This window comes from Hyphomicrobiales bacterium, from assembly GCA_030688605.1.
GTDB lineage: Bacteria > Pseudomonadota > Alphaproteobacteria > Rhizobiales > NORP267 > JAUYJB01.
This window is the reverse complement of record JAUYJB010000066.1, coordinates 83,365-92,521: the sequence shown is the minus strand read 5'-3', so window position 1 is coordinate 92,521 and position 9,157 is coordinate 83,365. Positions and strand designations below refer to the sequence as shown.

At 64.3% G+C, this 9,157-nt stretch carries 8 protein-coding genes; all 8 read right to left on the bottom strand.

Annotated elements, in window-relative coordinates; genetic code table 11:
* Positions 1-223 precede the first annotated feature (223 nt).
* Positions 224-1,321: an Ldh family oxidoreductase gene (locus Q8P46_07960; GenBank protein ID MDP2620097.1), complete on the bottom strand. Its 1,098-nt coding sequence runs from the start codon at positions 1,319-1,321 to the stop codon at positions 224-226.
* Complete coding sequence (locus tag Q8P46_07955) at positions 1,314-1,520, bottom strand: hypothetical protein (protein MDP2620096.1); 207 nt, start codon at positions 1,518-1,520, stop codon at positions 1,314-1,316. The genes Q8P46_07960 and Q8P46_07955 overlap by 8 nt, the downstream gene beginning before the upstream one ends.
* Before the next feature lie 99 nt (positions 1,521-1,619).
* Positions 1,620-1,916 (bottom strand): hypothetical protein, encoded by a 297-nt coding sequence (locus Q8P46_07950; protein ID MDP2620095.1) that lies wholly within the window; start codon positions 1,914-1,916, stop codon positions 1,620-1,622.
* A complete protein-coding gene (locus Q8P46_07945) occupies positions 1,898-2,434 on the bottom strand; it encodes a hypothetical protein (GenBank protein ID MDP2620094.1) in 537 nt (178 codons plus the stop codon). Before Q8P46_07945 ends, Q8P46_07950 begins: the two co-directional genes overlap by 19 nt.
* A gap of 15 nt (positions 2,435-2,449) precedes the next feature.
* On the bottom strand, positions 2,450-3,175 hold the full coding sequence (gene narI, locus Q8P46_07940) for a respiratory nitrate reductase subunit gamma (protein MDP2620093.1): 726 nt from the start codon (positions 3,173-3,175) through the stop codon (positions 2,450-2,452).
* Positions 3,176-3,185: 10 nt separating this feature from the next.
* Positions 3,186-3,881, bottom strand: coding sequence for a nitrate reductase molybdenum cofactor assembly chaperone (gene narJ / locus Q8P46_07935; protein ID MDP2620092.1), 696 nt, complete (start codon positions 3,879-3,881; stop codon positions 3,186-3,188).
* Positions 3,881-5,401: a nitrate reductase subunit beta gene (gene narH, locus Q8P46_07930; GenBank protein ID MDP2620091.1), complete on the bottom strand. Its 1,521-nt coding sequence runs from the start codon at positions 5,399-5,401 to the stop codon at positions 3,881-3,883. The genes narJ and narH overlap by 1 nt, the downstream gene beginning before the upstream one ends.
* The gene (locus Q8P46_07925; GenBank protein MDP2620090.1) at positions 5,398-9,156 is read right to left on the bottom strand and encodes a nitrate reductase subunit alpha; all 3,759 of its coding nucleotides are present in this window, start codon (positions 9,154-9,156) and stop codon (positions 5,398-5,400) included. Before Q8P46_07925 ends, narH begins: the two co-directional genes overlap by 4 nt.
* Position 9,157: the final 1 nt, after the last annotated feature.

Genomic DNA, 9,157 nt, shown 5'->3' with positions numbered 1-9,157 from the left:
GACGCGCGATACGGGATATCGGGCGAGCGCCGCAACGAACCCGGTGGGCCGATTTGGCCCACCGAAGGCCGGGTTCTTTTGCGCCGTGGCGGTGTTGCGGCTGTTGGCCGATGCACCGCATCGCCCGGCGAGCCGCGCCTGGCCCCGGCGCAAAATCATCCCGGTCAAATGGTTCCCTATAACCATGAACCGCTCTAAGGGTATCGGGTCGTTGCTTTCGAGATTAAATCTGATTGCTTCCCGAAGTCGCCTGCAGTTCGACGCCGGCAGACTTTCCCTCCGCCAACAACGCGTCCAGCGTTTCGCGCGAAAGCGGAATGCCGGTCTTGCTGCGATGCGCTTCGGTGCGGCGTTCCCGCTCCCCCGGGATCAATATCTCGTCGATGTCCGCGGCGCGCGGCTCCGCCTTGACCCGCTCGATAAGCTCATCCATGCGTGCCGTGAACACCTCCCGGGGTACGAACAGATCGGGCCGCAAACAAATGAAGAAGTGCCCGACGTCGGCGGGCCGGGTGAGATCGAGAAGCGGGTTGGCGACACGTCCGGCGAAAGCTGCACCTGAGAGCACGCCGCTCAGAATGTCCATCAGCATGGAAAGCGCCGCGCCTTTCACGCCGCCGACGGGCAGCATCGTACCGCCGTCGATCAGCGCCTGCGGATTGGTGGTCGGGCGCCCTTCAGAGTCGAGCGCCAACCCCGGAGGGATCGCCTCGCCGCGCTTTGCGGCGATGTAGACATTCCCTCGTGCCAGCACGCTCATGGCCATGTCGAGAACGAATGGGCCATTTTCGCCTCCAGGCACGCCGGCTGCGAGCGGGCTCGTGCCGAAGAAGGGGCGGCGGCCGCCCCAGGGGGCGAATGCGGGGGAGGCGTTGGTGAAGGCTAGCCCGATCATGCCCGCCTCGATGGCTTGGAGCACATAGTAGGCAGCCATGCCGTAATGGTTGCTGTGGCGGACGGAAACGACTCCGACGCCGGTGCTGCCCGCCAGATCGATGGCTTCGCGCATGGCACGCGTTCCGGCGACCGCACCAAGCGCATTGCCGGCATCGATGGACACCGCTGTCGGGGAGACACGCTCGACCTTGATCTCGGGATTTGGCGTCAAAACGCCCTTGCGGATGCGCTCCAAATAGGGCGAAGCACGAAAAACACCATGTGTGTCGACACCGCGCAGATTGGCGCGGACCAGACAGTCTGCGACCGTCCTGGCATCTCTTGCCGGTACGCCGTGATGGTGGAAGAGGGCTGCAACGAATTGCCTGAGCGTATCCGGAGCAACGACGGTTGTGGCGGCGTTGCCCTTTGTCGCCTCAGACATGCGCCCCTGCCTTCAACAGCGCCCGGATGCGTCTGAGCCGGGGCGTCATGACGACAATACCGTCGGCCGGATACAGCGCCTCTTCGATGCGGTGCGTCACGTAGATCACGGTCTTGCGGTACCGCTCCCAAATGTGCAGCAACTCGTTCTGTAGCAGGTCCCGTGTCCGGACGTCGAGCGCGCCGTAGAGCTTGTCCATCGCCAGCTCCTCCGGACCGACTGCCAGCCATCAAGCTATTAACAATGAGGAATTTTTTGTTCAGGTGGTGAGTCGAAACCGGCAACACTTTTCCGCGGTCTACGCTGTCGTATGGTCGAGACTCCGGCTCACCGCATCCCTCAAGGCGCGATGCAACAACACCTGTCCTGGATCGGCGGATCCGTTCATGAGCCCGATCAACGTCAGCCACGTCTCGTCGTCCGCGTGCGCGGCGAGATGCTCGATTGCCTGGGCAGCGAATGCACCCGCCGTCAGGCCGTCACGCGCCGCCGTTTCCTTGACGCGCGCGACCAGCGCCAGGTCATCGAGCGACAGCAGCGTCTCCGTCGCCAGGGCCGGATCCTTGAGCCGTGCGATCAAATCCGCGGGCGGCACGGCACCCTCTCGTTACGATCATGCGGCCCGGGAGCCACGGACATGTCGATCCCCTCGATGCGAGCGCGGGCGATAAGGCCGGTGACATAGTCCGCCGCCGCCTGCCGCCCCGCCCGGGTGCGGAGATAGGCCGCGATGCGCTCGGCTACGGCCTCGAACGAGGCGCCCGAAAAGTGACGATCGCGATTGCGCTCGTAGAACCGCCGGCACGCCTGTTCGTCCGGCCGGGGCACCTTGACCTGCGGCTCGATCAGGCACCGGATGATCGCCTCGGTGGTGAGTTCCCGGCGACCGTGTTCATCGCTCAAGGGTTCTGCGGCGATGCCGAGATGACTTGCCTCCTGCAGCAGAAGCTCGCGGATGACAAGCGCCCGTGCAGCGGCTTTCCAGGCTTCGATCGCCGTCGGCGCCGGGTGATGCTGGACCTCGAGGGCAATTTCGCCGCGCGGGATGGCGACACCGTTGACCGTGATGTCGGCGGGCCGTGGCAGGTCGTTCGGTTTCAATGTGCACGACATGGATCGCTCCGCCGATCATTCCGCGGCTTGGATCGATGACGCGGCGGCCGTGCGCGCCGGCCGTGCGCGCACGACCTGGTAGCCGCGCCGGCCGAGATACCAGATCGGCGCGCTCCAGACGTGCACCAGCCGCGTGAAGGGGAGGATGAGGAAGATGGTGAGCCCCAGGAACAGATGCAGCTTGAAGATGATATGGGCATCGGCGATCAGCGCCGAGGCGCCGGGGTCAAGGAAAACGATGCCCTGGGCCCAGGTCATGAACTTGACCATCTCGGCGCCGTCGAGATGGCCGAGCGATACCGTGATCGACACCAGACCGAGAATCAACTGCGCGTAGAGCAGCAGGAGAACGGCGATATCGCCGAACGATGACGTCTTGCGGATGCGCGCGTCGAACAGCCGCCGGTGCACCAGCATCGTGAGGCCGATGAAGCAGAAGATGCCCGCGACGCCGCCGAGAATGATCGCCATCCATTGCTTGAAGGTGTGCGAAACGCCCATCGCGTCGAACACCCAGATCGGCGTCAGCAGGCCGCCGAGATGGCCGAGGAAAATGACCAGGATACCGACGTGGAAGAGGTTGGAACCCCACGTGAGCTGGGCGCGGCGCAGGAGCTGGCTCGAGCCGCTGCGCCAGCTGTACTGTTCGCGCTCGAAACGGAACAGGCTGCCGCCGATGAACACGGTCAGGCAGAGATAAGGGTACCAGCCGAAGACGATGTAGGTGATGGCGTCGCGCATGGCGCTCTCCTCAAGTCTCGTTGGCGGGAACGGGCCGTCTCGCAGCGCGGATCTTCGCAATCAGGCTGTCCTTGCAGCCCATTGCGGCGCCCGGGCCGAAGACGACGGGCTCCTCGGCCCAAGCCGCGTCGAGGGTTTCGAGGTCGTTCGGATCGGTGTCCTCGTCAACCAATGCCATGTCCGGCTCATTTGCGCTTACACCCGCCTCCGCAAGGGCGATGAGCGCACGGAACACGGCCTCGTAGCAGGAGCCGCGCTTTTCGAGCCTCTCCGCAACCGCCTTCAGAATGTGGGCCGCTTGACCCAACAGGGACTGGGCTTCGGTCCGCGGCAGGGTGGATAGAAACTCGAGAAACAGCGGCAGGAAGTCGGGAAGCTCCGATTGGCTGATGAACAGGCCGTGCTTCTCGTAGAGCGCTTTCAAGTCGATCATGGCTTGCCCGCGGTCGCGGCTTTCGCCATGCACGTGCTCGAAGATATGCAGCGACAGCGACCGCGTGCGGTCGAACAGCAGCACATATCGCTCCTGCAGGTCGTACAGGTCGCCGGTTTCGAGTTCTTGCAGCAGGCCGCCCAGGCCCCGGCGCAAACCATCGCAGAGCAGCCGCTCTTCGCGCAGGCAGGACCGAATCTCGGCCGTGGCGCTCTTGAGTTCCGCCGTCGGATAGTTGAGAAGCGCCGACAGCGCCTTGAATGTTTTCGCCATCACGCGACCTCCATCGGTGTCTTGGCGCGCCGTGGCGTGCCGAACAGGCTGGTCTCGGTGGTGCCGCCGGCACAGCCATTGCCGAAGGAGAAACCGCAAGAACCGCGCAGATCGTAGGCGTCCTCGCCGAGTTCGCGATGTGCGGTCGGGATGACGAAGCGGTCCTCGAAATTGGCGATCGCCATGATGCGGTACATCTCCTCGATGGTGGCGGCGCTGAGGCCGACTCGGGCAGCGATGGCCTCGTCGATCACCCCGTCGACGGTCTTGGCGCGCATGTATGCGCGCATGGCGAGCATCCGCTCCAGCGCCTGGACGATCGGCGCTTCCTTTCCGGCGGTCAGCAAATTGGCGAGGTATTGCATGGGAATGCGCAAGGAACGAACGTCGGGCATGTCGCCGTCGACGCCGATCTTGCCGGCCTCGGCCGCCGACTGGATTGGCGAAAGCGGCGGCACGTACCAGACCATCGGCAGCGTGCGGTATTCCGGATGCAGCGGGAAGGCCACCTTCCACTCCATCGCCATTTTCCAGACCGGGGAACGCCGCGCGGCTTCGAGCCAGGAATCCGGCACCCCGTCGGCCCGAGCCTGGGCGATGACGGCCGGGTCGCCGGGGTCGAGGAAGATATTGAGCTGGGCCTGATAAAGATCCTGCTCCTCGGCCACGCTCGCCGCTTCCGCGATGCGGTCGGCATCGTAAAGCACGACACCCAGATAGCGGATGCGGCCGACGCAGGTCTCCGAGCACACCGTCGGCTGCCCCGCCTCGATGCGCGGGTAGCAGAGCACGCACTTCTCCGACTTGCCGCTCGACCAGTTGTAGTAAATCTTCTTGTAGGGGCAGCCCGAGACGCACATGCGCCAGCCCCGGCACTTGTCCTGATCGATCAAGACGATCCCGTCCTCCTCGCGCTTGTAGATGGCGCCCGACGGGCAGACCGCGACACAGGCGGGGTTGAGGCAGTGCTCGCACAGACGCGGCAGGTACATCATGAAGGTGTTTTCGAACGCGCCGTAGATATCCTTCTGCACGCCGTCGAAATTGACGTCGGCCGAGCGCTTCTCGAACTCGCCGCCCAGGATCTCCTCCCAGTTCGGCCCCCACTCGATCTTCTCCATGCGCTCGCCGGTGATGAGCGAGCGTGGCCGGGCCGTCGGCGAAGCCTCAAGTTCCGGCGCCGTCTGCAGATGCTCGTAGTCGAAGGTGAAGGGCTCGTAATAGTCATCGATCTCCGGCAGATCGGGATTGGCGAAAATGTTGGCCAGGACGCGCCACTTGGACCCGATCTTGGGTTGCAGCTTGCCGTTCTTCTTGCGCACCCAGCCGCCGTTCCAACGCTCCTGGTTCTCCCACGCCTTCGGGTAGCCGATGCCGGGCTTCGTCTCGACATTGTTGAACCAGGCGTATTCCATGCCTTCCCGGTTGGTCCAAACGTTCTTGCAGGTGACGGAGCAGGTGTGACACCCGATGCACTTGTCGAGGTTCAGCACCATCGCGATTTGCGCGCGGACTTTCATTCTGCGACCTCCAGGCGTGCGGCAGGTTTGGTCGGTTGCTCGGCGGCCGGGCGGTCGAGCCAATCGACCTTCGACATCTTGCGGACGACGACGAACTCGTCGCGGTTCGACCCGACCGTGCCGTAATAGTTGAAGCCGTAGGACTGCTGGGCGTAGCCGCCGATCATGTGGGTCGGCTTGAGCACCGTGCGGGTGACCGAATTGTGGATGCCGCCGCGCTGGCCGGTCAGCTCCGAGCCCGGCACGTTAATGATCTTCTCCTGTGCGTGATACATCATGCACATGCCTTCCTTGACCCGCTGCGAGACGACGGCGCGGGCGACCAGCGCGCCGTTGATGTTGAATGCCTCGATCCAGTCATTGTCGACGATGCCGGCTTTCCTGGCGTCGACCTCGCTGATCCACACGATCGGACCTCCGCGCGACAGAGTGAGCATCAGCAGGTTGTCGGTGTAGGTGGAATGGATGCCCCACTTCTGATGCGGGGTGATGAAGTTCAGCACGACAGCCTTGTTGCCGTTCGGCCTGCGGTCGATCACCGGCTTGACCGACTTGGTATCGATCGGCGGCCGGTAGACGCACAACGCCTCGCCGAAGGCGCGCATCCACAGGTGATCCTGATAGAGCTGCTGGCGCCCGGAGAGCGTGCGCCACGGGATCAGTTCGTGCACGTTGGTGTAGCCGGCGTTGTAGCAGACCTTCTCCGATTCCAGGCCGGACCAGATCGGCGAGGAAATGATCTTGCGCGGCTGCGCCACCACGTCGCGGAAGCGGATCTTTTCGTCCTCCTTGGGCAGCGCCAGATGCGCGTGCTCGCGGCCGGTGGTCTTACCCAGCGCCCTCCAGGCCTTGACGGCGACCTCGCCGTTGGTTTCCGGCGCCAGCGTCAGGATCACTTCGCTGGCGTCGATGTCGCTGTCGATGCGCGGCAGGCCCTTGGTCGGCCCCTCTTCGCGGACAACGCCGTTGAGCTTCTTCAGGAACTCAACCTCGTGCTCGGTGTTCCAGCTGATGCCCTTGCCGCCGTTGCCGATCTTGGTCATGAGCGGGCCGAGGGCCGTGAAGCGCTTGTAGAGGTTGGGATAGTCGCGTTCGACGACCGTCACCTGCGGCATTGTCTTGCCGGCGACCGGCTCGACCTCGCCCTTCTTCCAATCCTTGACGTCGACGGCCTGGGCGATCTCGGCCGGCGTGTCGTGGAGGATCGGCGTCAGCACCACATCCTGTTCCACACCGAGGACCTCCGGCGCCACGTCGGAGAACTTCTTCGCGATCTCCTTGTAGATCTCCCAATCGCTGCGGCACTCCCACAAGGGGTCCACGGCCGCGGTCAGCGGGTGGATGAAGGGGTGCATGTCGGAGGTGTTGAGATCGTTCTTCTCGTACCAGGTCGCGGTCGGCAGCACGATGTCGGAGTAGACGCAGGTCGTCGACATGCGAAAGTCGATGGTCACAAGCAGGTCAAGCTTGCCTTCCGGCGCCTCGTCGTGCCAGGCAACCTCCTTCGGCTTCTGACGCCCCGAGTGGCCCAGGTCCTTGCCGAGCAACCCATGCGGCGTGCCAAGCAGATGCTTGAGGAAATACTCGTGCCCCTTGCCGGACGAGCCCAGCAGGTTGGAGCGCCAGACGAACAGATTCCGTGGCCAGTTGGCCGGGTCGTCCGGATCCTCGCAGGAGAGCTCGATCTCGCCCGACTTCAGCGCCTTAACGACATAGTCCCTGGGGTCGAGTTTTTTCCACTTCGCCCGCGCCGCGATGGTCAAAGGATTGGTCTTGAGCTGCGGCGCCGACGGCAACCAGCCCATGCGTTCGGCGCGGACATTGTAGTCGATCAGCGCGCCGTCCCAGGGTCCCGCCGGCGCCGTCGGCGACAAGATCTCGGACACATCGAGGCTCTCGTAGCGCCACTGATCGCTATGCGCGTACCAGAACGAGGTCGAGTTCTGCTGCCGCGGCGGACGGGCCCAGTCCAGCGCGAAGGCGAGCGGCAGCCAGCCCGACTGCGGGCGTAGCTTCTCCTGGCCCACATAGTGCGACCAGCCGCCGCCCGACTGGCCGACGCAACCGCACATCACCAGCATGTTGATGATGCCGCGATAGTTCATGTCCATGTGGTACCAGTGGTTCATCGCCGCGCCGATGATGACCATGGAGCGGCCTTTGGTCTTCTCGGCGTTGCGAGCAAACTCGCGGGCAACCGTGATGATCTGGTCGCGCGGCACCCCGGTAATTTTTTCGGCCCAGGCCGGCGTGTAGGGTTCGTAGTCGTCGTAGCTCTTGGCGACATTCTTGCCCCCAAAGCCGCGGTCGACGCCGTAGTTGGCGACGAACAGATCGAACACCGTAGCAACCAAGGCCTCGCCGTCGGCGAGGTTCACGGTTCGGACCGGCACCTTGCGGACAAGGATGCTGTCGTGATCGGTGCCCGTGAAATGTTCGTGGGCGACGTTGCCGAAATATGGAAAGGCGACGTCGGCGGTCTTGGCCTTGGGTGCCGCGAGCGTCAGGCGCAGCTTGACGTCGCCGCCGGTTGATTCCTTCTCCTCCAGGTTCCATTTGCCCTGCTCGCCCCAGCGGAAGCCGACCGAGCCGCGCGGCACCACCAGGGAGTTCGTCTTCTCGTCGAAGGCGATCGTTTTCCATTCGGGATTGTTGGTTTCGCCGAGCGCGCCCGCGAAATCCGACGCTCGCAGCAGACGCTCGGGAACAAGCCGGCCGTCCTGCTTCACCAGCCGCACCAGCATCGGCATGTCGGTATATTGGCGGGCATAGGCGGTGAAATAGTCGACCTGCCGGTCGATGTGGAACTCGCGCAGGATGACGTGGCCCATGGCCATGGCCAGCGCCGCATCGGTGCCCTGCTTCACCGAAATCCAGAGATCGGAGAATTTCGACGCTTCCGAATAGTCGGGGCAGATGACGACGCTCTTGGCGCCGCGATAGCGCGCTTCTGTATAGAAATGGGCATCGGGCGTGCGCGTTTGCGGCACGTTGGAGCCCCAAAGAATGAGGAAGCTCGAATTGTACCAGTCCGCGCTTTCCGGAACGTCGGTCTGCTCGCCCCAGGTTTGCGGGCTCGCCGGCGGCAGGTCGCAATACCAGTCGTAGAAGGACAGGCACACGCCGCCGAGGAGCGACAGATAGCGGGCGCCGGCCGCGTAGCTGACCATCGACATGGCGGGAATCGGCGAAAACCCGACCACGCGGTCCGGCCCGTAGGTCTTGGCGGTGTAGGCGTTGGCCGCGGCGATGATCTCCGTGACCTCGTCCCAGCTCGCGCGCACGAAGCCGCCCATGCCCCGCTTTGTCGTGTAAGCGGCGCGCTTGTCCGCATCCTCGACGATCGACGCCCAGGCCGCGACCGGCTCGCGGACGGCCCGCGCCTCCCGCCACAGCTTGAGGAGCCGCGCGCGCACCAGCGGATATTTCACTCGATTGCCGGAGTAGAGGTACCAGGAGTAGCTCGCGCCGCGCGAGCAGCCGCGCGGCTCGTGGTTCGGCAGGTCCGGCCGCGTACGCGGGTAATCCGTCTGCTGGGTTTCCCAGGTGACGATGCCGCCCTTGACGTAGATCTTCCACGAGCACGAGCCCGTGCAGTTGGTGCCGTGGGTCGAGCGCACCACCTTGTCGTGCTGCCACCGCTTGCGGTAGCCGTCCTCCCAGCGGCGGTCTTCGCGGGTGGTGATGCCGTGTCCGTCGGCGAACGTGTCGGCGGAGCGGTTGAAGAACGTGAGGCGATCGAGGAAATGGCTCATC